The 26,047-nt window shown below is 57.9% G+C and carries 29 protein-coding genes; 18 read left to right on the forward strand and 11 right to left on the reverse strand.

Going from position 1 to position 26,047, the window contains the following annotated elements:
- Positions 1–265: 265 nt before the first annotated feature.
- Both AC2TEL_RS11275 and AC2TEL_RS11280 read left to right on the forward strand, forming a co-directional pair.
- On the forward strand, positions 266–394 hold the full coding sequence (locus AC2TEL_RS11275) for a hypothetical protein (protein ID WP_480843879.1): 129 nt from the start codon (positions 266–268) through the stop codon (positions 392–394).
- A 329-nt stretch (positions 395–723) separates the two neighbouring features.
- A complete protein-coding gene (locus AC2TEL_RS11280) occupies positions 724–1,506 on the forward strand; it encodes a Hint domain-containing protein (protein WP_480843880.1) in 783 nt (260 codons plus the stop codon).
- Between the two features lie 119 nt (positions 1,507–1,625).
- On the opposite strand, the gene AC2TEL_RS11285 is transcribed toward AC2TEL_RS11280, so the two are convergent.
- Entirely contained in the window at positions 1,626–2,126 is a 501-nt protein-coding gene (locus AC2TEL_RS11285; RefSeq protein WP_480843881.1) for an Lrp/AsnC family transcriptional regulator, read from the reverse strand.
- A 227-nt stretch (positions 2,127–2,353) separates the two neighbouring features.
- Between AC2TEL_RS11285 and trxB the strand changes: the two genes are divergently transcribed.
- The 3 genes from trxB to AC2TEL_RS11300 all read left to right on the forward strand — a co-directional run bounded on the left by trxB (position 2,354) and on the right by AC2TEL_RS11300 (position 7,103).
- Positions 2,354–3,295 carry a thioredoxin-disulfide reductase gene (trxB, locus tag AC2TEL_RS11290; RefSeq protein ID WP_480843882.1) on the forward strand — a complete coding sequence of 314 codons (942 nt, stop codon included), beginning with the start codon at positions 2,354–2,356 and terminating at the stop codon, positions 3,293–3,295.
- Between the two features lie 201 nt (positions 3,296–3,496).
- Entirely contained in the window at positions 3,497–5,188 is a 1,692-nt protein-coding gene (locus AC2TEL_RS11295) for an adenylate/guanylate cyclase domain-containing protein (protein ID WP_480844003.1), read from the forward strand.
- A 196-nt stretch (positions 5,189–5,384) separates the two neighbouring features.
- Entirely contained in the window at positions 5,385–7,103 is a 1,719-nt protein-coding gene (locus tag AC2TEL_RS11300) for a bifunctional sulfate adenylyltransferase/adenylylsulfate kinase (protein ID WP_480843883.1), read from the forward strand.
- Between the two features lie 57 nt (positions 7,104–7,160).
- Here the strand turns inward: AC2TEL_RS11300 and AC2TEL_RS11305 are convergent, their stop codons facing one another.
- The 3 genes from AC2TEL_RS11305 to AC2TEL_RS11315 all read right to left on the reverse strand — a co-directional run bounded on the left by AC2TEL_RS11305 (position 7,161) and on the right by AC2TEL_RS11315 (position 8,773).
- Positions 7,161–8,039 (reverse strand): PhzF family phenazine biosynthesis protein, encoded by an 879-nt coding sequence (locus tag AC2TEL_RS11305; protein ID WP_480843884.1) that lies wholly within the window; start codon positions 8,037–8,039, stop codon positions 7,161–7,163.
- A 90-nt stretch (positions 8,040–8,129) separates the two neighbouring features.
- Positions 8,130–8,354, reverse strand: a complete 225-nt coding sequence (locus AC2TEL_RS11310; protein WP_480843885.1) for a DUF1150 family protein — start codon at positions 8,352–8,354, stop codon at positions 8,130–8,132.
- Positions 8,355–8,359: 5 nt separating this feature from the next.
- Positions 8,360–8,773 carry an Hsp20 family protein gene (locus AC2TEL_RS11315; protein WP_480843886.1) on the reverse strand — a complete coding sequence of 138 codons (414 nt, stop codon included), beginning with the start codon at positions 8,771–8,773 and terminating at the stop codon, positions 8,360–8,362.
- A 163-nt stretch (positions 8,774–8,936) separates the two neighbouring features.
- Between AC2TEL_RS11315 and AC2TEL_RS11320 the strand changes: the two genes are divergently transcribed.
- From AC2TEL_RS11320 to AC2TEL_RS11335, 4 genes are all read left to right on the forward strand, one after another.
- Complete coding sequence (locus tag AC2TEL_RS11320) at positions 8,937–9,161, forward strand: YdcH family protein (RefSeq protein ID WP_480843887.1); 225 nt, start codon at positions 8,937–8,939, stop codon at positions 9,159–9,161.
- A gap of 77 nt (positions 9,162–9,238) precedes the next feature.
- Positions 9,239–9,724: a 5-(carboxyamino)imidazole ribonucleotide mutase gene (gene purE / locus AC2TEL_RS11325; protein ID WP_480904171.1), complete on the forward strand. Its 486-nt coding sequence runs from the start codon at positions 9,239–9,241 to the stop codon at positions 9,722–9,724.
- Positions 9,676–10,476: an NAD(P)-binding domain-containing protein gene (locus tag AC2TEL_RS11330; protein ID WP_480903957.1), complete on the forward strand. Its 801-nt coding sequence runs from the start codon at positions 9,676–9,678 to the stop codon at positions 10,474–10,476. Before purE ends, AC2TEL_RS11330 begins: the two co-directional genes overlap by 49 nt.
- A 2-nt stretch (positions 10,477–10,478) precedes the next feature.
- Positions 10,479–11,546, forward strand: a complete 1,068-nt coding sequence (locus AC2TEL_RS11335; protein ID WP_480903960.1) for a 5-(carboxyamino)imidazole ribonucleotide synthase — start codon at positions 10,479–10,481, stop codon at positions 11,544–11,546.
- 24 nt (positions 11,547–11,570) lie between these two features.
- On the opposite strand, the gene AC2TEL_RS11340 is transcribed toward AC2TEL_RS11335, so the two are convergent.
- The 6 genes from AC2TEL_RS11340 to AC2TEL_RS11365 all read right to left on the reverse strand — a co-directional run bounded on the left by AC2TEL_RS11340 (position 11,571) and on the right by AC2TEL_RS11365 (position 17,359).
- Complete coding sequence (locus AC2TEL_RS11340; protein ID WP_480903963.1) at positions 11,571–12,722, reverse strand: alpha-D-ribose 1-methylphosphonate 5-triphosphate diphosphatase; 1,152 nt, start codon at positions 12,720–12,722, stop codon at positions 11,571–11,573.
- Positions 12,719–13,492 carry an alpha/beta fold hydrolase gene (locus AC2TEL_RS11345; protein ID WP_480903966.1) on the reverse strand — a complete coding sequence of 258 codons (774 nt, stop codon included), beginning with the start codon at positions 13,490–13,492 and terminating at the stop codon, positions 12,719–12,721. The genes AC2TEL_RS11340 and AC2TEL_RS11345 overlap by 4 nt, the downstream gene beginning before the upstream one ends.
- Before the next feature lie 38 nt (positions 13,493–13,530).
- On the reverse strand, positions 13,531–14,373 hold the full coding sequence (locus tag AC2TEL_RS11350) for a DMT family transporter (RefSeq protein ID WP_480903969.1): 843 nt from the start codon (positions 14,371–14,373) through the stop codon (positions 13,531–13,533).
- Positions 14,374–14,547: 174 nt separating this feature from the next.
- Positions 14,548–16,188: a chaperonin GroEL gene (gene groL / locus AC2TEL_RS11355; protein WP_480843893.1), complete on the reverse strand. Its 1,641-nt coding sequence runs from the start codon at positions 16,186–16,188 to the stop codon at positions 14,548–14,550.
- A 55-nt stretch (positions 16,189–16,243) separates the two neighbouring features.
- Complete coding sequence (gene groES, locus AC2TEL_RS11360; RefSeq protein ID WP_010441779.1) at positions 16,244–16,531, reverse strand: co-chaperone GroES; 288 nt, start codon at positions 16,529–16,531, stop codon at positions 16,244–16,246.
- 153 nt (positions 16,532–16,684) lie between these two features.
- Positions 16,685–17,359: a DUF2161 domain-containing phosphodiesterase gene (locus AC2TEL_RS11365; protein ID WP_480903972.1), complete on the reverse strand. Its 675-nt coding sequence runs from the start codon at positions 17,357–17,359 to the stop codon at positions 16,685–16,687.
- A gap of 127 nt (positions 17,360–17,486) precedes the next feature.
- On the opposite strand from AC2TEL_RS11365, the gene AC2TEL_RS11370 reads away from it, so the two are divergent.
- The 7 genes from AC2TEL_RS11370 (at position 17,487) to AC2TEL_RS11400 (ending at position 23,809) form a co-directional block, all read left to right on the forward strand.
- Complete coding sequence (locus AC2TEL_RS11370) at positions 17,487–18,467, forward strand: TraB/GumN family protein (RefSeq protein ID WP_480903975.1); 981 nt, start codon at positions 17,487–17,489, stop codon at positions 18,465–18,467.
- Between the two features lie 110 nt (positions 18,468–18,577).
- Entirely contained in the window at positions 18,578–19,498 is a 921-nt protein-coding gene (locus AC2TEL_RS11375; RefSeq protein WP_480903978.1) for a manganese-dependent inorganic pyrophosphatase, read from the forward strand.
- A 228-nt stretch (positions 19,499–19,726) separates the two neighbouring features.
- Positions 19,727–20,602 (forward strand): HAD family hydrolase, encoded by an 876-nt coding sequence (locus AC2TEL_RS11380; protein WP_480843897.1) that lies wholly within the window; start codon positions 19,727–19,729, stop codon positions 20,600–20,602.
- Positions 20,603–20,703: 101 nt separating this feature from the next.
- Complete coding sequence (locus AC2TEL_RS11385) at positions 20,704–21,147, forward strand: MaoC family dehydratase (RefSeq protein ID WP_170763754.1); 444 nt, start codon at positions 20,704–20,706, stop codon at positions 21,145–21,147.
- A 225-nt stretch (positions 21,148–21,372) separates the two neighbouring features.
- Positions 21,373–22,305 (forward strand): bifunctional riboflavin kinase/FAD synthetase, encoded by a 933-nt coding sequence (locus AC2TEL_RS11390; RefSeq protein ID WP_480843898.1) that lies wholly within the window; start codon positions 21,373–21,375, stop codon positions 22,303–22,305.
- Positions 22,302–22,775: a YcgN family cysteine cluster protein gene (locus AC2TEL_RS11395; RefSeq protein WP_480843899.1), complete on the forward strand. Its 474-nt coding sequence runs from the start codon at positions 22,302–22,304 to the stop codon at positions 22,773–22,775. The genes AC2TEL_RS11390 and AC2TEL_RS11395 overlap by 4 nt, the downstream gene beginning before the upstream one ends.
- Positions 22,775–23,809 (forward strand): threonine aldolase family protein, encoded by a 1,035-nt coding sequence (locus AC2TEL_RS11400; protein WP_480903980.1) that lies wholly within the window; start codon positions 22,775–22,777, stop codon positions 23,807–23,809. The genes AC2TEL_RS11395 and AC2TEL_RS11400 overlap by 1 nt, the downstream gene beginning before the upstream one ends.
- A 12-nt stretch (positions 23,810–23,821) precedes the next feature.
- On the opposite strand, the gene AC2TEL_RS11405 is transcribed toward AC2TEL_RS11400, so the two are convergent.
- The gene (locus tag AC2TEL_RS11405) at positions 23,822–24,427 is read right to left on the reverse strand and encodes a DsbA family protein (RefSeq protein WP_480903983.1); all 606 of its coding nucleotides are present in this window, start codon (positions 24,425–24,427) and stop codon (positions 23,822–23,824) included.
- A gap of 108 nt (positions 24,428–24,535) precedes the next feature.
- On the opposite strand from AC2TEL_RS11405, the gene AC2TEL_RS11410 reads away from it, so the two are divergent.
- Together AC2TEL_RS11410 and rpiB are read left to right on the forward strand one after the other, a co-directional pair.
- Positions 24,536–25,555 (forward strand): ribose-phosphate pyrophosphokinase, encoded by a 1,020-nt coding sequence (locus AC2TEL_RS11410; protein ID WP_480843902.1) that lies wholly within the window; start codon positions 24,536–24,538, stop codon positions 25,553–25,555.
- A gap of 21 nt (positions 25,556–25,576) precedes the next feature.
- Positions 25,577–26,017 (forward strand): ribose 5-phosphate isomerase B, encoded by a 441-nt coding sequence (rpiB, locus tag AC2TEL_RS11415; protein ID WP_480843903.1) that lies wholly within the window; start codon positions 25,577–25,579, stop codon positions 26,015–26,017.
- The last annotated feature ends 30 nt before the right edge of the window (positions 26,018–26,047 follow it).

Genomic DNA, 26,047 nt, shown 5'->3' on the forward strand with positions numbered 1-26,047 from the left:
GGCCCGAATTAAGGCAACTCTGCCCAGATTCTGCCACATTCATTGTGTTTATCTGAATCAGAATCGTTTCAAGTTTTCACTAGTCCTCAGGCAGTTACCCGGTACGTCACCCTGACCTGCCTGATCTGGTTAACCAAGGAGTACCAATAACCTTCATTTTGTCCTGAATTCATCCCGGATCAGCCTTATCCGCGCCTCAAATGGGCGTCACTTTAAGGTCATAACCGGAAACCGGGGTTCAAACCCCAAATGAGCAGGACCCAATATGAAGTCGAAATCGCGCTTTCTCAGTGCCGTTGTTGCGGCCATCCGGGATCAGGAACCTGAAATGCCCTGGAAGCGGGTTTCAAGCCATTCTGTCAGAGTCGCGCGCCGTCTGGCCGCACGCCGCTGACACACCAACCCCACGGGGCCATGCTGCCGGCTCCAACGGGCAAGCCGCACATCGGAGGTTGCTTCGACCTGGTGTGTGTTGCTGCAGATGGGTTCTGCGGCGGTTTCTTTCGGAGCGCGTGTGAGCAGGTAATTTTCGCCTGCGAGTAATGAGTTTGTCTGGGGGGTCGGAATATTGACCAGAAGATCACAATTTTCTGTCGCAGCTGTTCGCCTCGATGGCACCGTGCTGCTTCAGCCCCTCGATTCAGACAAAGAACAAGACGGTTTGGTGGGAATGCACGGGGGTTCACCCCGCCAAAACGGAGTTTTAGAGGGGACGGAATATAAATGACTATTCCAAATTCGCTGTCGCGTGCAGCCAGAAACGCGGTCGAAACATCGGCCCTTTTACGGGACGCACCCAGACCTGCATCCAAACCAAAGGCGCAGCTGCGGCGCTATGAAGTCAGCACGCTGTTGGAAAACGGCGACGTTTCCCAGACACGCCACATCGCGCCGGCCCTGCCGATGTTCGAAGACGCGTTCTGCGCCTTCACACGCGGTTCGCTCGTCGAGACGGAAATGGGACCGACGGCCATCGAAGATCTGTTGCCGGGGGATACTGTGCTGACCCAGGACGGGGCGTCGCAACCGGTCCTTTGGAAAGGCTCCGTCACACTGATTCCCGGGCGCGTTGATTCTCGCGGGCGTACACGACCCCTGACTCGGATCATGGCTGACACGTTCGGTATGCAGAAACCAATGTCAGGCGTGATCACCGGTCCGGCAGCGCGGTTGCTGGGAACGCCTGCACACATGCGTCATCTCAACGGTGGCCAGCCCATGTTGACACCAGTGTACGAATTCCAGGACGGCATGAGCGTGATCGAAACATTGCCGCCTACCCCGGTCGAATTGTTTCACATCTGCCTTCCACGCCATTCTGTCATTCGTGTCGATGGCCTGCAATTCGAAACGTATCATCCCGGCATCAACGCCGCTCGGATGATCAGTCAATCCTTGCGTTCTATTTACCTCAATTTATTCTCTCATATAGAATCACTGAATGATTTCGGCCCGCTGCTTTTCCCGCGTGCCGGAGATGGTGAGATCGACGCGATTACCGCGTAAGTACATTAACGATTACTGCAAGTGTGGGGGCATCATGCAGATAATTTTATGGTGGGGCTTTTCCCTAACCGTTGCCGCGTTTTTGCGGCCCTGTTGCGCAAGTGACGCTGCAACAGGTGTCAGGCCGTACGGTTCATCCGGTCTTCCAGCACGTCAAATGGTACGCCTGGCTCGTCTTTTGCGCCTCGGATAACCAGAGATGTCTTGACACTGGCCACGTTCGGCGTGGTCAGTAGTTCGCCGGTCAGAAACTGCTGAAAACTGCTGAGATCCGGTGCGACGCATTTCAGGATGAAGTCAACTTCGCCATTCAACATGTGGCATTCGCGGACCAGCGGCCATTCCCGGCACCGCTCTTCAAATGCGCTCAGCTCGGATTCAGCCTGACTTTCCAGCCCAACCATGGCGAAGACCTGCACCTCGAAACCCAGTTCGCGGGCATTCACTTCGGCGTGGTATCCCCGGATATAGCCGGACTCTTCCAGCGTACGCACCCGTCGAAGGCAGGGCGGAGCCGAGATTCCCACCCGTTTGGCCAGTTCCACATTGGTCATGCGACCGTCCGCCTGCAATTCCGCCAGAATCTTGCGGTCGATTTCATCCAGCCGAGTCGTGACCATAAAAAGCTCCTGATTTTTTCGGTTGTTATAACAGCAGACCGGAAATGCGCAATAATATTTCGCAGATACGCAATATCCTTAGTTCTCAACGGATTTCAGTCGGAAATACCATGCAAGGAACGCATATCCGGCTGGCAAAAGGAAGGGGCTTTAAGCCCCGCCCTGTGGTCGCTATATCGAAGCGCACCGGACAAATAGTCCACCGAGGCAGATTGAGTGGGGGTACAATGGGCGACACACGACACACCAAGGTTTTGATCATCGGATCAGGGCCCGCAGGATATACCGCCGGCGTTTACGCGAGCCGGGCAATGCTGGAGCCCATCCTGGTGCAGGGAATCGAACCCGGCGGCCAGTTGACAACCACGACCGAGGTCGAAAACTGGCCCGGCGATACCGAGGTTCAGGGCCCCGACCTGATGGTTCGGATGCAAGATCACGTCAAAGCCATGGGGTGCGAGGTGGTGGGCGATATCATTAGCGATCTGGATCTGAACCAGCGCCCGTTCAAAGCCAAAGGTGACAACGGCACCACATATACCGCCGATGCGGTCATACTTGCGACCGGTGCCCGCGCGAAATGGCTGGGCCTGCCGTCGGAAGAAAAATTCAAAGGCTTTGGCGTTTCGGCCTGTGCAACTTGCGACGGTTTCTTTTACCGCGGGCAGGAGATCGTGGTGATCGGCGGCGGCAACACCGCGGTCGAAGAAGCCCTTTTTCTGACCAATTTCGCCAGCAAGGTCACCCTGATCCACCGCCGTGATGAACTGCGCGCAGAGAAAATATTGCAGGATCGCCTGTTCAAAAACGAAAAGATCGAGCCGCTCTGGTTCCATGAGCTGGACGAGGTGATCGGGACCGATGCGCCGCTTGGTGTCGAAGGTGTTCGTGTCAAGAACGTCAAGACGGGCGAAATCACCGAAATCCCGTGCAAGGGCGTCTTTGTCGCCATCGGTCACGCGCCGGCCAACGAACTGGTCAAGGACTCGCTCGAGACTCATATGGGTGGCTACGTCGTGACCAAACCCGGAACGACCGAAACTTCGGTTCCCGGCGTCTTTGCCGCCGGAGACCTGACCGACCACGTCTACCGTCAGGCTGTGACCAGCGCAGGCATGGGATGCATGGCTGCACTTGATGCCGAACGGTTCCTGGCGGAGCAAGAGTAAACAACGACTGAATAACCTGGTTCGGGCGGCGGTTTCCTTCCGGTTTGAAACTGGTGCAATTCCGACCATTCTTGAGCCGGATCAATCAGCTATGCGGTTTGACCTTGCATGACATCGCCTCAATTGGGATCGACCCGTGACTTGACCACCGCCCGGACGCCGCCCACACTTGCGAAAACGAGGTGATTGCGAGTGGTCGCATTGGACAACGCTCTTTGGCGCGGTGGGTGGGCAACCCGGCTCAGGATTGGCAGCGGGCTGATCCTGTTCATATTTGCGTTCTTTCACTTCATTAATATCGGTCTGGGTCTATTTCACACCGACTACCTTCACGGCATGCAGGACGGGCGAAAAGCGGTCACGCGACACGACGTCATGAGCGTGCTTCTCTATGTTGCACTGTTCGTGCACGCTGGTCTGGCGCTGGTGTCCATTGCCCAGCGCAGAACCCTGCGGATGCCGTTCAGCTCTGCCTTGCAGATCGTGCTTGGTTTCCTGATCCCGTTGCAGCTGATCTCGCACATCATTCAGACGCGCGTTGCACACGAGATATATGATGTAAATGACGAGATGGGTTATATCATCATCCTGATGTGGCCCAGTTCGGCGGTGTGGATGCAAAGTCTTCTGCTGCTGATTGTCTGGATACATGGCTGCATAGGGCTTCACATGTGGCTGCGCCTAACCCGTTGGTGGCGCAATGCGCTCCCTTATCTGATTGGCATCGCTGTTTTCATACCGTCCTTCGCACTGGCCGGGCTTCTGACAGAAGGCAGGCGCATCTGGACCGACTTCTCGGATGAGTTCCTGCGTGAGCAGTATATCGAGCATTACAACTGGCCCTCGCCCCAAGCGTTCCAGACCATGTTCAGCATCAAAGACAATGCGGTGGCGGTGTTTCTATTGATGCTTGGCGCGACGGGTCTGATCTACCTGGGGCGCAAGCTGTGGCGGCGCAGACATTCAGTTCGCGTCACCTATGCCCGCGGCCCTGAGGTTGTCGCGGAGAAAGGCCTGACGTTGCTGGAGATTTCACAGGCGAACGGCATCCCACACACGGCACTGTGTGGCGGTAAGGGGCGGTGTACCACCTGTCGGGTCATTGTCGAGGACGGCGCCGATGACCTGCCGCAACCCAGCGATGTTGAGGCCCGCAGCCTGGCAGCAGTAGGCGCAAGCGGGCACACACGGTTGGCCTGTCAGATACGTCCGACCGAACCGATCACTGTGTTTCGCGTTTTCCGACCTGATGGCGGTCGCAATCGCGGGCACGCAAGTCAGGGGCAGGAAAGGCAGTTGGCCGTTCTGTTTTTGGACATGCGCGGGTTTACGGCGCGCACTACAGGCCAATTGCCTTATGACATCGTTTTCCTCCTGAACCGATTTTTCGACGCGATTGTACCCTCGATCACCGAGGAGGGCGGCGTCGTGGACAAGTATATGGGCGATGGCCTGCTGGCCGTGTTCGAAAAACCAGATGCAGCCCGTTCTGCCCGCGCCGGTCTGAATGCAGCGATCCACATCAGCCATGCGCTGGACGGTTTCAATCAGAAGTTGGAGGCCGAAGGCAGCCCGCGAATCCGCGTTGGTATGGGGTTACATCTGGGCGACCTCGTTCTGGGCGAGATTGGCGCGGCAGGGCACGCCTCTCGCACCATAATCGGAGACGCTGTAAACGTTGCCAGCCGCCTGGAAAGCGCAACCAAAGAACAAGGCGTCGAGTTGCTGGTTTCCGAGACTCTGCTGAAGGCAGCGGGCATCGACGTCGACTCGAATCAGATCCGTCTGTTTCAGCTGCGGGGTGTTACGCATCCTGTTCCCGCCCTGCCTGTGGCGCGTGCGTCAGATCTCGATCAATCGGCCCGAGAACGAGAACACACATACTCTGCCTGATTGAATTGTTGCCGATACGCAGAACCAAAGTCGCAATTTCGGGGCCCGGCTGGAAATTCCTTCCAATCAGGAAAAAATCAGCGCATATCGTCCTTTGTTCCATTGACGCCGGTGGACTTCATCGGGCTGTCGGGGCAAATGCCTCGCAAACGCCTGAGAATCACGGGCAAAACACCACTGCGACAAGAGTTTTCTGATGACGATGTTAAGCAATCTGGCCCCGATCCCCGAACTGTATGTTTCCTATGAATCGGCCCAGAAACTGAAGGTTGAAGCGGCAGACCTGACCAGTTGGGATCTGAGCCCGCGCCAGATTTGCGATCTGGAACTGCTGATGAACGGTGGGTTCAACCCGCTCAAAGGGTTCCTGAGCGAAGCCGATTACAACAATGTGGTCGAGAATATGCGCCTGGCTGATGGCACGCTTTGGCCGATGCCGATCACCCTGGACGTCAGCGAAGACTTCGCAGAGAAAATCGAACTGGGTCAGGACATTGCCCTGCGCGATCAGGAAGGCGTCATTCTCGGCACGATGACTGTGACCGACCGCTGGACGCCCGACAAGGCCAATGAGGCAGAAAAAGTCTTTGGCGCGGATGACATCGCTCACCCGGCGGTGAACTACCTACACAACGTGGCCGGCAAGGTCTATTTGGGCGGACCGATCACGGGCATCCAACCGCCCGTGCACTATGACTTCAAGGCCCGCCGCGACACTCCGAACGAGCTGCGCGCCTATTTCCGCAAGGTGGGCTGGCGCCGCATCGTCGCGTTCCAGACCCGTAACCCGCTGCACCGGGCGCACCAGGAACTGACCTTCCGCGCCGCCAAGGAAGCGCAGGCCAACTTGCTGATCCATCCGGTTGTCGGCCTGACCAAACCCGGCGATGTCGACCACTTCACCCGCGTGCGCTGCTACGAGGCGGTGCTGGACAAGTACCCTGCTTCGACCACCTCGATGTCGCTGCTCAATCTGGCCATGCGCATGGCTGGCCCGCGCGAGGCGGTCTGGCACGGCCTGATCCGCGCCAACCACGGCTGCACCCATTTCATCGTGGGCCGCGACCATGCAGGTCCGGGCAAGAACTCGGCAGGTGAAGATTTCTACGGCCCCTATGACGCGCAGGACCTGTTCCGCAAGTATCAGGACGAGATCGGAATCGAGATGGTCGATTTCAAACACATGGTCTATGTGCAGGAACGCGCCCAGTACGAGCCTAATGACGAGATTAAGGATAAGGACAATGTCACCATCCTGAACATCTCGGGCACCGAACTGCGCCGCCGTCTGCGCGAGGGGCTGGAAATCCCCGAATGGTTCTCATTCCCCGAAGTTGTGCAGGAACTGCGAAACCGCTTCCCGCCGCGCTCGCAGCAGGGCTTCACCGTGTTCTTCACCGGATTCTCGGGCTCCGGAAAGTCAACGATCGCCAACGCGCTGATGGTCAAGCTGATGGAAACCGGCGACCGCCCTGTGACCCTGTTGGATGGCGATATCGTGCGGAAGAACCTGTCGTCCGAACTGGGCTTCTCGAAGGAACACCGCGATCTCAACATCCGCCGCATCGGTTATGTCGCCTCCGAAATCACCAAGAACGGCGGTATCGCGATCTGCGCTCCGATCGCTCCTTATGCTTCGACACGGCGCGCGGTTCGCGAAGAGATCGAGGCGTTCGGTGCATTCTGCGAGGTCCACGTGTCGACCAGTATCGAAGAATGCGAGCGCCGTGACCGCAAAGGTCTGTACAAGCTGGCCCGTGAGGGCAAGATCAAAGAGTTCACGGGTATTTCCGACCCCTATGACGTGCCAGAAAGCCCTGAGCTGCGTGTCGAGACCGAGAATGTCGATGTCGACAATTGCGCCCACCAGGTGCTGCTCAAACTCGAAAGCATGGGCTTGATTGCCGGATCTTGATCTGGCCGGAACGTTTCAAGGCCTCCGGCACACCGGGGGCCTTTTCATTTGATCCGCCTAATCCGGCAGATCGACCTGCCCGCGCATCAGGACAAACCCCTTGCCCGCCACTTTGATACCGGACATGTCATCAATGTTGCCAACTCGCGTGACCGTGGCCTGACCTGGGCGACCCAAGTCGTGGCCTTGCTCGGCAACAAATGTATCTTTGTTCATCAATCCGTATTTCCAAAGATAGGCCGCCATCGCTCCGGTCGCTGACCCGGTAAAAGGATCTTCGGGCGGGCTGGGCGGCGCCATCAACAGGCGCGAGAATGTATCGCCGTCTTCGGTCGCGCCTTTTAGTGTGACCAGAAAGGGTTCCGCTATGTCGGACCCGGAATACCCGCCGGCTTCAGCCACTTTGCACAGGGCACGATCATCCAGCTTCGCGGCGCGCAAGGCTTCATGGTCGCGCAGAACAGTAATGCAGTATGGCAACCCCGTTGAGACCATCTGAGGCGGCGAGATGATTGCATCTTCAGGCAAGTTGACGGCGGCCGCGACCAGACCGGCAGCAACATGCAGACCAAATTGCGGGGCGACCTGAGTCATTTCGATACTGTCGCCGTCCAACCGAATCGAAACGATGCCGGCCCCGGTTTCCAATGTCAGGGCATTTCCGGAAAACAGGCCACGCGACCGCATGGCAGCAACGGTCGCAATGGTCGGATGCCCGGCAAACGGAATTTCCCGACTGGCCAGAAAATAGCGGACATGGATATCGGCCACTTCTGAAGGGCCCGTGAATGTGCACTCAACCAGCGAGGTTTCGCGGACATAAGCCAGACAGACCTCATCCGACAGCCCTGCCCCGCCATGAACTACGGCACATCCGTTGCCGCCAAAGGCGCTGTCACTGAAGGCATCCACCCAATCGAAATCGAACCAGCCCATCTACGCCCTCCGGTACTGCGCCACGGCAGTTCGCGCCTTTTGCCTCAGTCGCGGCCAATGCCACGTCAATTCAGATGGATAAGGGGCCGTTCAGTGAACGGCCACCGGGGACAGGTCATGCTGGCGGGCCAGGACAAAGGCCAGCTTGCGGTCCGCCACAAGCGCCAATTGCTGCCCGTCCGAATCGTGAACGGCATAAAGCTGGTCCAAATCGCCCGCCTGATCACGAAGATCCCGAGGCAGATCAGCAACATCAACCGTTTTGACATAGACGATACGATCGCCTTCGGTGTTGATCTCAACCGGTGTATTCATAGCTCTTACCCCTTTTTTATGTTGATCGTTTGCACCACGGTTTCGGGCACGGCGCGGGTCAGGTCCACGTGCAACAGACCGTTTTCCATAATCGCCTCGCCCACTTCGACGCCGTCGGCCAGCACGAACATGCGCTGGAATTGACGCGCTGCGATGCCGCGATGCAGGTAGATGCGCCCCTCGCTGTCGTCGCGCTGACGGCCCCGTATCACCAATTGGCGGTCTTCGATGGTTATCGACAGGTCTTCTTCCGCAAAACCGGCCACGGCCAGAGTAATGCGATAGGAATAATCCGAGGTCTGTTCGATGTTATAAGGCGGGTACCCTTCGTTTCCGGCCTTTGCGGACCGTTCCAGAAGGCGTTCCAACTGCTCGAACCCCAAAAGATGCGGGTATGAGCCAAGAGTTAGTTTCGACACGTTTTTTCGTCCTTCATTGTCAAAGCGACGTATTGGGCGGCCCCGTTCCGGCAACCGCGTACTATAGAATATGGGAAGATATGGGGATGTCCACAAGGTCTGGCCGGATAAACCCTGACACACTATCTTGTGTGAAAAGCACCACAACCAAGCCGAGTCGCCAATGAACGCGCCCACCGATCTGTCCATGAAAACCGATGAAGTTCTGCGGGTTGAGCTGGAGGTCTTCCGCCGCCAGCACCGGGATCTGGACGAAGCGATCGAGGCATTGGAGGCCAAGGGTACGGCCGACCAGCTAACCATCAAACGGTTGAAAAAGCAGAAACTGCGGCTGAAAGACATCATTCGTCTGATCGAGGACCGCCTGACCCCCGATATCATTGCTTAAAACCCCCATACCGCATTGCCACAAAACCGGATTTGGCTATAGTGCGCGCTCTTTCTGGATCGCAGGGGCATGAGCGGATGGGCGAGATCAAAGTCGGGATCATCATGGGCAGCCAGTCGGACTGGCCGACAATGAAAGAAGCCGCAGACATTCTGGACGAGTTGGGCGTTGCCTATGAAAAGCGTATCGTTTCGGCCCATCGGACACCCGACCGCCTTTGGGACTACGGAAGGACCGCCGTTGAACGAGGACTGCAGGTCATAATTGCGGGAGCCGGCGGTGCCGCGCACTTACCTGGCATGATGGCATCGAAGACACGGGTTCCCGTGATCGGCGTACCTGTACAGACACGGGCACTGTCCGGGGTCGATTCGCTCTACTCCATTGTTCAGATGCCCAGGGGTTTTCCAGTGGCGACCATGGCCATTGGGTCGGCAGGCGGTGCCAATGCCGGTCTCATGGCGGCTGGCATACTCGCGCTGCAGGATGATGCGCTGGCCACGCGGTTGGACACATGGCGCGCGACCTTGTCCGCCTCGATCCCCGAGGAGCCGCAGGGATGAGCCGGATCGGCTTTGTCGGCACCGGCCATATCGCAGCCCCTATCGCGCGATTCCTGGCGGGCAAAGGGCATGAGATATTCGTAACCGAACGCAGCGCCTCGGTATCCGCCGCGCTGGCAGCCGAAATAGACGCAACAGTTTCAGGCCCACAAGGCGTTCTGGATCAATCCGAGATCGTCTTTCTGTGTCTGCGCCCGCACTTGGCGGCCGAAATCCTTGAACCTCTGAGCTTTCGCGCCGAACACCGGATCGTTTCGGTCATGGCGGGCGTGAACGAGGCGCAGTTACGTGCGCTATGCGCCCCGGCGGCGGAGTGTGTGCAGACCATACCGTTGGGATTTCTGGAGCAAGGCGGCTGTCCGATGGCAGCCTACGGCAATGATCACCTTCTGGCCGAGTTGCTCGAACCCGAGAACCCGGTGATCAAGGTCGCGGACGAATCCGCGTTTAATGCCCATTTCGCTATATGTGCCATGGTGCCGGGTATTCTGGATTTGTTGGCCACCGGGTCCGAATGGCTGGGCGAGGTGACCGGCGATGCGGATGGGGCAGAATTCTATACCACACAATTGATATCCGGCTTTTTGGCCGCAATGGATAAAGGTACTGCCGGCCGGTTGGCTGAAGAACGCGATGCATTGGCGACCGAGGGAACTCTGAGCCTGCAGATGACAGAAACCCTGCATGACCAGCGCGCGCATGATGCCTTGTGCGCGGCGCTCAGCGCAATTGGCAAACGGTTGGAGAATTGAAAATGGCGAAAATGCTCGCCCCCGGCGCAGTAATCGGAATTCTGGGCGGAGGCCAGCTGGGCCGAATGCTGTCGGTGGCCGCAGCACGACTGGGATTCGTTAGCCATATCTATGAGCCCGGCGCGAACCCGCCCGCCGGTCAGGTTGCCGATCGTGTCACAACGGCAGCCTACGACGATGTCGAAGCGCTGAAAGCTTTTGCCGATGCCGTGGATGTAATCACCTACGAGTTCGAGAACATCCCGACCGATGCGCTGGATGTACTGGAGGCTCACCGCCCGATAAGACCAGGTCGAGAAGCTTTGCGGGTCAGTCAGGATCGATTGACGGAAAAGACCTTTCTGCAAGATCTGGGTCTGAACACCGCGCCCTTTGCCGATATCTCGGACCTGAAAGATCTTAACGCAGCCATTGAACGGATCGGTGCCCCCGCCATCCTCAAGACCCGCCGCTTGGGATATGATGGCAAAGGCCAGGCCCGGCTGGGATCACCCGAGGATGCCGAAGCCGCCCTTGCGGAGATGTCCGGTGCACCGTCCATTCTGGAAGGTTTCGTGAATTTCTCCCACGAAGTGTCCGTCATCGCCGCCCGCGGGCTCGATGGGCAGGTTGCCTGCTTCGATCCCGGCGAGAACGTGCATCGGGACGGTATCCTTCACACGACAACGGTCCCTGCCCGTCTGTCGCCGGCCCAGCGCACGGACGCCGTTTTGTTGGCAGCCAGCATCCTCAACGCGCTCGACTATGTTGGCGTGATGGGAGTGGAGCTGTTCGTAACACCCAAAGGTCTGATCGTGAACGAGATCGCTCCGCGGGTGCACAATTCGGGACACTGGACACAGAACGGATGCGCGGTTGATCAGTTCGAACAACACATCCGCGCCGTGGCCGGCTGGCCCTTGGGGGACGGTCAGCGCCATACGGACGTGGTGATGGAGAACCTCATCGGTCACGATATGGACCGCGTGCCCGAACTGGCACGAGAACGCGATGTCGCCCTGCACCTGTACGGGAAGGCCGATGTCAAGCCAGGTCGAAAGATGGGCCATTTCAACCGGATCGTTCGCTGACCGATCCGGTATTGCCCGCTTGTCTCAATTGATGAAGCGGGTTGCGATATCGCCGGACATATAGCTCATGCGCCCAGCGGCAATTGTTGCCGCGACCCTGTGCGTATCGGCATGCAGTATCACCAGATCCGCACGTTTTCCGGGTGCGAGGGTGCCTCGGTCGCTCAACCCCAACACATTTGCGGGACCAGAGGAAACTAGGGCCCATGCGCCTGCGAGATCGAGCAAACCAGTTCTGGCCACCAATAGCGCGGCGCGGCGCGGGCTGGGATAGTGGTAGTCCGAGGCCAGCGCGTCGCACAGCCCCATCGCAATCAGATCCAGCGCGCTGGCATTGCCTTTATGAGATCCGCCGCGCACCACATTGGGCGATCCGAGGATGATATGGTCCCCGGCTGCGCGCGCGGCCTCGGCGGCCAACAGCGTCTCAGGGAATTCCGCGATCGAAACGCCTCTCTTTCGCCACCATGCCCTTGTTTCGGCTGTGGCGTCGTCATGGCTGCCCATCCGAACACCCTGCTTGCGCAGCTCCTCGCACAGTGTATCAAGCGCCGCAGGCACTTCATCCTTTCGTTCGTGCATGTTCATCAGCAGGTCAAAATGAACCTCAGGATTGCGCCCCGCTTTCAGCGCCTGGCCGGTCAAGCGCGGTGGTTTGCGACCCTCGGCCAGACGGTCATGCGGCAGGTGGTCGTTGAACACCACGTAGGGCACCTGCCAAGCGGCAACACGCCTTGGTAGATCATCATAGTCGTCCAGCATGTGTGTTTCGAACCGCAGTTGCGGGATCAGATCGGTCACCACGCTATCTTTGACTGTCGCAATGGCCTCAAAGACCTGCGCCGCGAACTCTGGGCCGCGAACCCCACCTTCCCAGCTGTGAAATTGCGCCAGTACGGCGGTGGTAATACCATTCGCGGCCAGTTCGGCCTCGGCCGAGAGTATACCCTCGGCCATTTGCTTCATCGCCCCGCGCCGCGGTGCAATATGGCGTTCAAACCCGTCACCGTGCAGATCAATTATTCCGGGCAGAACGATATAGCCCGTCAGGTCGACGCGCCGTCCAACTGTGCCCGATTGTACCAGCCCTTGGCCTATGCTGAGCTCTGCCTGCACGACGCTGCCCTCGGGCTGCAGGACATCCGCACCCGTGAATGTCAGTTCAAGAGATGTCATTGCGTGGGTTCCGATTCCGGTTCCGAACAATCCTGCCCGATGCAGATCTCGTCTATTATGTCCATGACACCATCAAGCCAAGTGATTTGCGGATCGAACCTGCCGAACTCTATGAAATGGAGCACTTGCGCCATGACGCGCGGGTTGTTCATCATGAACGTGTGAGTCACCGGCAAAACGATATGGTCCGCCATCCCTTGGACCTTGGTAGTCTCGACTGAGACCTTTCCGTCATCCGGGCCATCAATCAGCGAAGAAAACACCGGGTTCAGTGAGTTTTCACCCGCGACGACTCCCAATTCAAACTCCACGGGCGGCAATCGGCGCGGCAATCCTTCCGGCCCGGTTCCAAGCGCCAAACCGGCCGGGCCGTGCAACACGCCGAACACCTCCCAATCGCCCAGCTCGTCCACAAGTTGGCTGCCCTGATTTGGCGGCCCCAACATGACAACGCGGCCCAGGTTTTCTGGCGCGTTGCCCTGCAGCCAATAGCGCAACAGAATACCGCCCATGGAATGCGCAACCACATTGACCGTATCGTCGCCGCAGGCAGCAAAGGCATCGGGCAAGGTTTGGTCGGCCAGATCCGGTATCGGAAGATCCGTGGACGGATAACCGGGTCGAACCACGGTGTAGCCGTGCGCTCGAAACAGCTGCTCCATTACAGAAAATGATGCTTCAGTCCGCGCGAGACCGTGCAACAGCACAACGCATTTCGCGGAAGCTGCGACCGGTGCAAGAACGAACAGCAGGGCGACAAGAAATCTCATGCCCGCCAGATAAGCGCTCGGGCGGAGTGAGGGAACCCCTAACCGCGGCCGACACGCACTACCGCGAGCGCGATACCGCCCAGAACCAGAGCCGCGCCCAACAATAGCTTTATTGTCGCGACCTCTCCCAACAGAACGACCCCACCAGCGATGGCAATCACCGGGACGCTGAGTTGGACAACGGCCGCGATGGCCGGGGCAAGCTGCGGCAATACGCGATACCACAATGCATAGCCCAATCCAGAGGTTACACCGCCAGACAGCGCGGCCAGTAGATAGCCCAAGGCGGTCATCTGCCACGTTCCGCCAGTTGCCAGCAGCACCAATCCCGTCACCGGCAGCGCCGCCAGGAAATTTGCCGCCGTACCCGATAGGGCATCCGGCTCGGACCGTCCTGCCAGCGAATAAGCCGCCCAGCCGATTCCGGCCGCTGTCATCAACGCAGCGCCGGGAAGATCAACCTGAACCTCACCTGAAGGCCAAAGAACATAAGTAAGGCCGCTCAGCGCGATAACTGCGCCCAATAATTGTCTCGTGGTTGGCGTCGTCCCCAGTACACCGCCGGCAGCGAACATTGTGATCTGTACAACACCAAACAGAATCAAAGCTCCTACACCGGCATCCAGCGTCAGGTACGCAACGGAAAACCCAATCATGTAAAGCGACAAAGAACCTGCACCCACAATCCGCCGAAGGTCAAACAGTGGCAGAGGTCCGTGTCGCAGCGAAACCAAAACGACCAATACAAGCGCTCCGGCCAATACGCGGACGACGGCAAAACCAGCCGGGTCGCTGGCACCACTGTCAATGGCAAGACGATTCAGGACCGAATTCGCCGCAAAGGCGCACATGGTCAGGGCAGTCAGCAAGAACAGTCGCATATCAATGGCATAGCGCGTCGGCCGAGGTTTTGACACTCACTTTCGCACAGACGCCCCTGCCCTTCATCTTTTTGTAAATACTCCCGCCGGAGGCTTAGCCGCGCAGCGGCTAATCATAACGAAACGGGGCCGCCCGAAGGCGACCCCGTCCATAAGCACTATGGCTTAAGCAGCTTACATCATGCCGCCCATGCCGCCCATGTCGGGCATACCACCTGCAGCAGGCGCATCTTTCTGCGGCTTGTCTGCAACCATCGCTTCGGTGGTGACCAGCAGACCAGCAACCGATGCCGCATCTTCCAGAGCGGTCCGGACAACTTTGGCCGGGTCGATCACGCCGAACGAGAACATGTCGCCATATTCTTCGGTCTGCGCGTTGAAGCCGAAAGACGCGTCCGAAGATTCGCGAACTTTGCCAGCAACAACAGCACCATCAACGCCTGCGTTTTCGGCAATCTGGCGCAGCGGCGCTTCGATGGCCTTGCGAACGATGTTGATGCCTGCGTCCTGATCGGCATTTGCGCCTTTCAGCTCGTTCAGCGCTTTGCCGGCCTGAACCAGAGCAACACCGCCGCCCACAACAACGCCTTCCTGAACGGCAGCGCGCGTTGCGTTCAGAGCATCGTCCACACGGTCCTTACGCTCTTTCACTTCAACTTCGGTCATGCCGCCGACGCGGATAACGGCAACACCACCTGCCAGTTTGGCAACGCGCTCTTGCAGCTTCTCACGGTCGTAATCCGACGAGGTTTCTTCGATCTGAGTGCGGATCTGAGCAACACGTGCTTCGATCTCGGCTTTCTCGCCAGCACCGTCGACGATGGTGGTTTCGTCTTTGGTGATTTCGATTTTCTTGGCGGTGCCCAGCATGTCCATGGTGACGGACTCGAGCTTCATGCCCAGATCTTCGCTGATGACCTGACCGCCGGTCAGGATTGCGATGTCCTGCAGCATGGCTTTGCGGCGATCGCCGAAGCCCGGTGCCTTGACAGCAGCAATTTTCAGGCCACCGCGCAGTTTGTTGACCACGAGGGTCGCCAGCGCTTCGCCTTCAACGTCTTCTGCAATGATCAGCAGCGGCTTTTGCGACTGGATCACTTGCTCCAGCAGCGGAACCATCGGCTGCAGCGAGGACAGTTTCTTTTCGTGCAGCAGGATCATGCAGTCGTCGAGTTCTGCAATCATCTTGTCTGCGTTGGTGACGAAATAAGGCGACAGGTAGCCACGGTCGAACTGCATACCTTCGACAACATCGGTCTCGGTTTCCAGACCTTTGTTTTCTTCGACGGTGATGACGCCTTCGTTGCCAACTTTCTGCATCGCGTCTGCAATCTGCTGGCCGATTTCGGCTTCGCCGTTGGCCGAGATGGTGCCGACCTGAGCAACTTCTGCCGAGTCTTTGACTTCCCGCGAAGCAGCTTTGATGCCCTCGACGACTTTGGCGGTAGCCAGGTCGATGCCGCGCTTCAGGTCCATCGGGTTCAGGCCCGCCGCAACCTGCTTCAGACCTTCCTTGACGATGGCCTGAGCCAGAACGGTCGCAGTGGTGGTGCCGTCGCCGGCTTCGTCATTGGTGCGGCTGGCGACTTCTTTCACCATCTGCGCGCCCATGTTTTCGAACTTGTCTTCCAGTTCGACTTCCTTGGCAACCGAAACACCGTCTTTGGTGATGCGCGGCGCGCCGAAGGACTTGTCCAGAACCACGTTACGGCCTTTGGGGCCGAGGGTTACTTTTACAGCATCTGCCAGGATGTTCACACCTGCCAGCATGCGGTTACGGGCATCGGTGTCGAATTTGACGTCCTTTGCAGCCATGTCGTTTCTCCTTGAGAAAAATGTTGAGAATGAAGATCAGAGAAAGCGCATGGGCTTACTCGATGATCCCCATGATGTCGCTTTCTTTCATCATCAGCAGCTCTTCGCCGTTGACCTGGACCTCGGTGCCCGACCATTTGCCGAACAGGATCTTGTCGCCAGCCTTCACAGCCATTGCGATCAACTCGCCGCTGTCCTTGCGTGCGCCTTCGCCGGTTGCGACGACTTCGCCTTCGCTGGGCTTTTCTTTTGCGCTGTCAGGAATGATCAGGCCGCCTGCGGTTTTTTCTTCGCTCTCCACACGGCGAACCAGCACACGGTCATGAAGCGGTTTCAATGCCATCTTTGCAGCTCCTTGGGCTCAAAGTTTATCTATCCTCCCCTCACCGAATGGCGAGGCGTTAGCACTCGACCCTTGCGAGTGATAACGACGCATAGCTAGGAGGTCAGAAACCCTGAGTCAACAATCTGAGAGCGATTTTTTTTGTCATTTAGTTCAGTCAGCCTGTTCCCAACTGTAGGCCCAGTGTTTCAGGCCCTGGGTACCGGCATCCGACAGCATGTAGACGCCTTTTTCAACCTTGTCGAACCAGCCATAATGATTGTCCCTCATCAGACGCGTGGCCTCGGCCACACCGGTCGCTTTGGCTACTTCCGAGCCCTTGGTGGCGCCGTACTCGGCCAAGTGTGCCGCACATTTCAGCGCATCCTGTCGATAGGCCGTAACGATACCGTGCCGCGTGGCGCCGCCTGCATTTGGATCACCCTCCAGACGGTCGAATTCGCGAAGAAGCTGCGTGGCCTTGGCCTTGTTTTTGCGCGGCGCATAAGGACCCGGATCACACTGCACTTCAACCGCGCCGTCGGTACGAACAGTAATCAATCCCAGCCCCAGCCGACGGCACAGCGCAAGATTGTCCTTCAAGGCGCGGCGAGCCGTTCGCCCCTTTGGTTTACTGACACCAATATAGACTTGATCGGTGATCTTCAGTCGCGCGATGGCCTGATGGAACAGAGCAAGGCTGAACCTCAACTTCAACTCAACAATCACCGGCTCCTGCCCGTCGCGGATCGCGACAATATCGGCTGCACCAACCTCACCCTTGACGGTGTAACCTTGACGTTCCAACAACGCTTTGATCGGGGGATAGAGATCCTGCTCGCGGTTCATACAGGCATGCTATGCGGTTTCTCGTGGATTGCCAGATGCTATGTTCCGGGCACTCCGTCTTGCGCAGGCTTTGGTGCCGTGAATAAGTGATGAAACAATCGAAGAACTAAAGTCCGGGATGACCTTTATGCGCATTTTCAGCCTTATTCTATTTTTCCTTCTGCCCGCCTTTGCACATGCAGCCTGCGAGGGGCGTGATCTTAGGCTGGACATGAGTCCCGAAGACAAAGCCACACTGGAACAACGAGTCAGCAGTACCCTTTTCCCGGAAGGCAATCATTGGATAGCCCAAAAAGACGGGACAGTTCTGCATCTGATCGGAACACTGCACACCAACGATGAACGGATGGGAGCGATCGTCGAACGGCTGAAACCGGTACTCGGTCAGGCGGATGCCATCTACTTCGAAGTAACCGACGCGGACATGAACGCGTTCGAACAAGATCTGGCCAAGGATTTCAGCCCCGTTCTCATCACTTCAGGCCCGACACTGGTCGACCTGATGTCCGAAGAAGATTGGGCTGCCTTGTCCGTCACTCTGGCTGAGCGCGGCATTCCCAGCTGGATGGCCGCCAAGATGCGCCCCTGGTTCCTGAGCATGATGCTCGGCATTCCACCTTGCCTCATGGAAACACCCGAATTCGATCGCGGCATGGACAAACGCCTGAGCGAAATCGCCGAAGCGCTGGGTACGCCGCAGCATTCGCTCGAGCGGATTGCCGATCTGATTGCGATGTTCGACAGCCATCCGATAGAAGAGCAGGTCCAATCCCTGACGCGTCTGGCCGGGGCTCTGCATGCCGGGGACGATCAATTCATCACGATGGCCAACGCCTACATTGAAGAGCAGCATGCGCAGATTCTGCATCTCGCAAAAATGGAGGGTCTCGCGGCATCAGGACTGACGCCCGAGGAATTCGAAGAAGAGTGGGAAAGCTTCGAAGATCAGCTTTTGGTGCAGCGAAATACCAACTGGATGAAGACAATTCTGAATATTCAGGATCAATCCGTCGTCATTGCTGTTGGTGCAGGGCATTTGGGCGACGAGCACGGCCTTCTGAACATGCTACAAAAAGCCGGTTACTCCCTCAGCCGCGCCGCGTTTTGACCGGTACGAACGTTTCTTAAGACCAACAGTCGCAGAGCGCCTGCACCCGGGTGACAAGACCGTCTGGCAGTCCTATAAGGCGCGCAATTTCCATTCCTCAGGACGTTGACATGACAACCCTAGTATTTGGCCACAAGTCCCCCGACACCGATTCCACCGGCTCTCCAATCCTTTGGTCTTGGTATCTGAACGAAGTCAAAGGCGTACTGGCCGAACCTGTGCTGCTGGGCGAGCCCAACACCGAAGCCGCTTTCATGCTGGAAAACTGGGATCTGCCCAAGCCGCGCATTATCGAAGAACTGGCAGCGGATACACCGGTGGTTATCGTAGATACGAACAATCCTGCCGAGTTGCCCGCCAATATCAACGATGCAGACATCCGCGCCATAATCGACCACCACAAGCTGGTCGGCGGCCTGGAAACCAAAGGCCCAATCGACATCACGGTACGCCCGCTGGCCTGCACCGCCACGATCATGGTCGACATGATGGGCGACGATGCCGCCAAAATGCCCGATGCGATCAAAGGTGCAGCCCTGACCTGCATCCTGTCGGACACGCTGGAATTCCGGTCCCCAACGACTACGGAGCATGACCGTATGGTCGCGGAAAAGCTGGCGGCCGAGCTGGAGCTGGATATCTCGGCCTATGCGGCAGACATGTTCGCGGCCAAATCTGATGTCTCGTCATTCTCGGACGCCGAACTGATCCGAATGGACAGCAAGGAGTACGAAGTCGACGGCACCAAGTTCCGCGTCTCAGTGCTGGAAACAACGGCACCCGGCGTTGTATTGGATCGCAAGGCCAGCCTGGCGAACTCGATGGCGGACGTTGCCAAGGAAGATGGCGTCGATCAGGTTCTTCTTTTCGTTGTCGATATTCTGAACGAAGAAGCCACCTTGCTGGTGCCCAATGATCTGGTGAAATCCGTTGCGGAAAAAAGCTTTGGCGCTTCGGTTGACGGTGACGCCGTTGTTCTGCCTGGTATCATGAGCCGGAAAAAGCAAATCATCCCGAACCTCAAGGTTTGACATCCCAGCGTTCAGGGCGCCCAACTTGGGCGCCCTTCTTTTTGCGAGGCTCTGCCTCGCGCTCCGGGATATTTGAGGCCAGATGAAGCACGGATCCCCTGCTTCATCTGGCCAAAAGTATCCCGGGGGAGACGCCCGTAGGGCGGCGGGGGCAGAGCCCCCCTCTGGTCAAACGGAACAACCTCTGCCATAGGCTTGAACTGCCAATGCCCGCCAAAAGAGGCCCCAATGACCCAGATCATTCATTCGCTTGCCGAAATTTCCGACCGTTACCGGGCGCTTTTCGTCGACCTCTGGGGATGCGTCCACAACGGCATCACCGCGTTTCCCGAGGCCGTGGCGGCATTGCAGGCCTATCGGCAGAACGGAGGCGCAGTGGTCTTGGTCACCAATTCCCCCAAGCCGCGCGCAGGGGTTGCCGAGCAACTGGTTCAGTTCAACGTACCATCCGACGCATACGACACCATCGCCTCCAGCGGCGACTCGGCCCGGTCAGCCCTGTTCCGCGGCGCAGTTGGTGAGAAGGTCTATTTCATGGGCGAATGGCAGCGCGATGCGGGATTCTTCGAACCGCTGAAACTGCTGGACCATCCGCTGAAAATCGAACGCGTGCCTCTGAGCGAGGCCGAGGGTATCGTGTGCTGCGGTCCGTTCGACCCTATGGCGGATCCGTCCGTGAACAGGCCCGATTTCCTATACGCAAAGCAAAAAGGCATGAAACTGCTTTGCGCCAATCCGGATATTGTGGTCGACCGCGGGGAAACACGTGAGTGGTGCGCCGGTGCTTTGGCGCGGCTCTATACCGAAATGGGCGGTGAGAGTCTTTATTTCGGAAAACCGCATCCGCCGATCTACGATCTGGCAAGGCGCCGGCTACTTGCGCTTGGCATCGACGTCCCGGATTCGGAGATTCTGGCCATCGGTGACGGACCGCAAACCGATATTGCCGGCGGCATGGGTGAAGGTATCGATACTCTGTTCATCACCGGTGGTTTGGCCGCAGCAGAGACCAAAACGTCGCACCATCCGGATGAACACGCCTTAAGAGACCACAACGAAAAAGAAAATATCAATCCGACCTACTCGATCGGCCGGTTGCGGTAGTCAAAAAAGACTTGATTTTCTGCAAGTGCAAAGTAATAAAGTTGCTCAAGGGCGGCTACTGATGGTCTTTTGTTGCCCTTTCGATCTCGAGTGAGGGCAACATGTTGGACAATCTTCCGCGCGGAACGATCTGTATCGAAGACATCGAAATGGGCATGACCCGGCACCTGCGCAAAGTGGTGACCGACGAAGATATCGAGATGTTTGCCCAAGTCTCGACGGATCGCAATCCGGTGCATCTGGACGATGACTATGCCCGCGACACAATCTTTGAAGGGCGCATAGCCCACGGGATGCTGACCGCCGGGTTGATTTCAGCGGTGATCGGAGAGCAACTGCCCGGGCATGGCACTGTTTATATGGGGCAGTCGCTGAAATTCCTGGCCCCGGTACGCCCTGGCGACATGGTTTACGCCGAGGTCAAAGTCATCGACATCGATTTTTCCAAGAGGCGCGTAAAGCTGGATTGCCACTGTTCGGTCGAAGGAAAGAAGGTGCTTGTGGGCGAGGCGATGGTCCTGGCACCGTCGCGGAAGTTCGACTAACCCAACATCACTTGTTGACACCAAGGGCGCCTATATTGGCGCCTTTGACTTTGAAAGCCGTAGCAAGGCGTCAATCACGTGCCCACTCTGACAGCAAACCTGAAGGACGTTTTGAAAGGCAATTGGCCACCATGCGCTCTCTTGCACAAAACGGCAGGATCCAATCGGCGTCGGCATCTGAATCAGGTGCTTGAACCCAGTCCCTAGTCCCGCTAGGCAAACCACATGCAAATCATCCGGGATTTCCAGTTTGTTGAGCCAGAAGACCGCGGCGCCAGCGTTGCGATCGGCAATTTCGATGGCGTTCATGTCGGCCATCAATCCGTGATCGACATCGCCCGCAATGCGGCGCCTGAGGCTCCGCTTGGTGTACTGACCTTCGAACCGCATCCACGTGAGTTTTTCGCACCGAACTCGCCGCCGTTTCGCCTGATGCGCGGCAACACGCGGGCACACCGCTTGCAGAAGCTGGGCGTTCGGAAACTGTATGAACTTCCCTTTAATTCCGCACTGGCGGGTTTGTCACCCGAGGAATTTGCTCAAAACGTAATCTGCGATGGTCTTGGCTTGTCTCATGTGGTGGTCGGCGCGGATTTCTGTTTTGGCAAGGGCCGTAGCGGAACGGCCCAGGACATGAAGCGGTTTGGTGAAGAAATGGGTTTTGGAGTCACGATTGCGCCGCTTATGGAGCGATCCGAAAACGTTGTATCCTCAACCGCGATCCGCAGTGCATTGTCCGAAGGTCGTCCTCGCGACGCGGCGGCGATGCTGGGCCACTGGCACCGTATAGAAGGCGAGGTTGTGGGTGGCGAACAGCGCGGGCGCGAGCTGGGCTTTCCAACTGCCAACATGTCGATTGAAGGACTGCATCCGCCTAGATTCGGAGTATATGCGGTGTTGGTGGACGTGCTGGATGGTCCGCATCAGGGCAGCTATCACGGCGCAGCTTCTATTGGGACGCGACCAATGTTCAACGGCGAAATTCCGAATATCGAGACCTTCCTTTTTGATTTCTCCGGCGATCTGTACGGCACGACCTTGTCGATCGGACTGGTGGACTACCTGCGCCCCGAGATGAAGTTTGACGGGCTTGACGGCCTGGTTGCCCAGATGGAAGCGGATTGTGACAAGGCCCGTGAATTGCTGGCAGCCTCATGACCACCGACCCGATTGACCGCACAGGACTGGCCCCCCGCTTTTGGGAGCGCAAACCGCTGCAAAAGATGAACCCCCGCGAATGGGAGGCGCTGTGTGACGGTTGCGGAAAGTGCTGCCTGAACAAGCTGGAAGACGAAGACACCGGCGAAGTCGCCCTGACCTGCGTGGCCTGCCGCCTGCTGGACGATGAAACCTGCCGCTGCACACAATACGACATCCGGCACCAGTTTGTTCCCGAGTGCATCGTCATGAGGCCTGACAATATCGACGATCACGCCTATTGGCTGCCAGGGACCTGCGCCTATCGTCTGCTATGGGAGGGCAAGCCCCTTTACGACTGGCACCCCTTGTTGTCTGGTACGCCGGAAACGGTTCACTCCGCCGGTGTATCGGTCAGAGACCGCACCGTTTCCGAGTTCGAAACCCCCATTGAAGAGTGGGAAGACTACATTATCGAGGAGCCGAGCTGATGCACTTTGCCTCTGACAATTCCGGACCCGTACACCCCGAGGTTTTGGCCGCCCTCGCCGAGGCGAACCAAGGGTACCAGATGGCTTATGGCGCGGACACGCTGATGAATGAGGTGCGTGACAGGATTCGGGGGATTTTTGAAGCCCCTGGTGCAGCCGTCTATCTGGTGGCCACCGGCACGGCGGCGAATTCACTGGCTCTGGCCACGCTGTCCCAACCCTGGGAGACCATTTTCTGCTCGCCTGTCGCCCATATCCATGAGGACGAATGCAACGCGCCGGAGTTCTATACGGGTGCAAAACTGACCCTTGTGCCGGGCGGCGACAAGATGACACCCGATGCCTTGCGTCAGTCGATTGAAGGCGAAGAAACCCGGGGCGTCCACGGCCCGCAGCGCGGTCCGGTCTCGATCACGCAAGTTACGGAACGGGGATCTGTGTACTCTCTGGAAGAGCTACAGGCGCTGTGCGGGGTTGCTAAAGACTATGACCTGCCAGTGCATATGGACGGGGCTCGCTTTACCAACGCTCTGGTTGCACTGAATTGTTCACCCGCCGAAATGACCTGGAAAGCCGGTGTTGACGCCGTCAGCTTTGGTGGCACAAAAAACGGTCTGATGGGTGTCGAAGCCGTTGTTTTCTTCGACGAAAGCAAAGCGTGGGAGTTCGAATTGCGCCGCAAGCGCGGAGCGCATCTGTTTTCCAAACACAGATATCTCTCTGCGCAAATGGCGGCATATCTGCGGGATGAACTGTGGTTGAAATCCGCCCGTAAGGCGAATGACAATTGTGCGCGTCTGGCAGACGGGTTGCGTGCCGCAGGTGCTTCGTTCCTTCACGAACCTCAGGCCAATATCATTTTCGCCAGTTTTCCTCGCAGCCAACACAAACGCCTGCATGAAGCCGCGGCAGTTTATCACCTGTGGGGAGATTCTCTGGACGGCGAGGACGAGGATGAGATGCTCGCCTGCCGACTGGTGTGCGACTGGTCGGTCAGCGCCGACCAGATCGATCGCTTCCTGGCCCTTCTCTGACGGGATCGCGCGTTACGCCTTTCTCAATTCGGTCAAATGCCGGTCAAGATCGTCCAGACGGTCTTGACCCCAGAACCGCTGGTCATCCGGCGTGATGTAGAACGGCGCGCCAAATACGCCGCGATCCACGGCTTCTTCAAGATTTGCAGCATAAGTCTCGGCGCCGACCAGCAGGCCGCTGTCTGCCAGGTTGGGATCGAATCCAGCCCGTGACAGGCAATCCCGGATCACCTCGTCCTGGGCAATATCCTTTTCTTCGGCCCAGCACGCGCGCAGGATAGAATGGCACAGTTGACCTACATCACCCGACCCATCCTTTATGGCCGCAATCACGGCATAGGAAGACGGCGCCATGTTGGTCGGCCAATGCGCCGGCTGCAGGTTGAAATCCATGCCCAGATTTCTGGACTGGCGCAAAAGTTCCTGCGCGCGGTATTCAATGCGCGAAATATGGCGGTCTTTCGGTGGCACTCCCCCGGTGCGGCTAAACAGGGCGATGATATCCAGCGGCTTGTAGTTGATCGTCGCACCATGTTTTGCGGCAATCTCTTCCAATCGTGTTCCCGCAAGGTAGGAATAGGGCGAGAGTGTCGCAAAAAAGTAGTCAATCTGGGTCATGTTCACTTTCTCCGCTGCGTTACCTTTGCGGGACGGTAAGGCCATGCTAAGCGGTGTCAACATCACGAATCTGTCACATTGCCACTGCTGCCCGGGGACCTTCAGCCGATGCCGACACTTCACGAACCCAAGCTTATCGCTGGGAACGCTAACCTTCCGCTTGCCGAAACCATTGCGCGCCGCATGAGCCTGCACCGCGGCGTCGACCAGGGGTTGGTCGATGCACGCGTCGAACGCTTCAACGATGGCGAGATCTTTGTCGAGGTCTTCGAGAATGTGCGCGGCGAGGATATGTTCATCGTCCAGCCGACCTCGAACCCGGCCAACGACAACCTGATGGAACTGCTGATCATTGCTGACGCATTGCGGCGGTCGTCAGCGCAACGGATCACTGCCGTGATCCCTTATTTCGGATATGCCCGCCAGGACCGCCGTACCAAGGCGCGCACGCCAATCAGTGCCAAGCTGGTGGCGAACATGCTGACCGGCGCGGGGATCGAGCGGGTTCTGACCATGGATCTGCACGCCGCTCAAATTCAGGGCTTTTTCGATATTCCGGTGGACAACCTCTATGCCTCGCCAATCTTTGCCCTGGACGTGAAGAAGCAGTTCAGGAACCAGATGGACGACCTGATGGTCGTATCTCCGGACGTGGGCGGCGTGGCGCGCGCACGGGAATTGGCGAAGCGGATCAACGCCCCGCTGTCGATCGTCGACAAACGCCGCGAGAAAGCCGGTGAAGTGGCCGAGATGACAGTGATTGGCGATGTCAAAGACAAGATTTGCCTGATTGTTGACGACATGTGCGATACCGCCGGAACGCTGTGCAAGGCGGCGCAAGTGCTGATCGATAACGGTGCGAAAGAGGTCCACTCATACATCACCCACGGCGTCATGAGCGGCCCTGCGGTTGAGCGTGTGACAAACTCAGTAATGAAATCTCTGGTTTTGACGGATACGATCCAACCCAGACCCGAAGTTGCCAAGGCTTCGAACATCCGCATCGTACCGACGGCTCCGATCTTTACTCAGGCGATCCTGAACATCTGGAACGGAACCAGCGTGTCGTCCCTGTTCGAGGACAAGACGCTAACACCGATCTATGAATCGCTTTACCACATGGACTGAGGCCCGCAGGGAAGCATGAGCATGACCGCCAACAAACGCATCGTTCTGTCCAGCGACCACGCAGCGATCGAGCTGCGCAAGGCCGTTGCCAATCACATTGCCGACCAGGGCTGGGAAGTAGTCGATATCGGCCCCACCACGTCCGAAAGCACCCACTACCCCCTGCACGGCAAGGCCGCGGCCGAGGCGGTTACTTCGGGCGATTGTCAACTGGGGATCGTGTTGTGCGGCACTGGTCAGGGCATCATGATGGCGGCCAACAAGGTCCCCGGCATCCGCTGCGGCGTCTGCTCGGACGCATTCTCGGCCCGCATGATCCGCCAGCACAATAACGCAAACATGCTGTCTATTGGCGCACGCGTCGTGGGCGAAGGTCAGGCGCTGGATATCGTGGATGCGTTTCTGTCTGCCGAGTTCGAAGGCGGCCGCCACGCAACGCGCGTGGATATGATCGAGGCGTAGCGCCTTACGACAGTTGGCCCCGGTCAACTA

This window comes from Ruegeria sp. HKCCD9138, assembly GCF_057220975.1.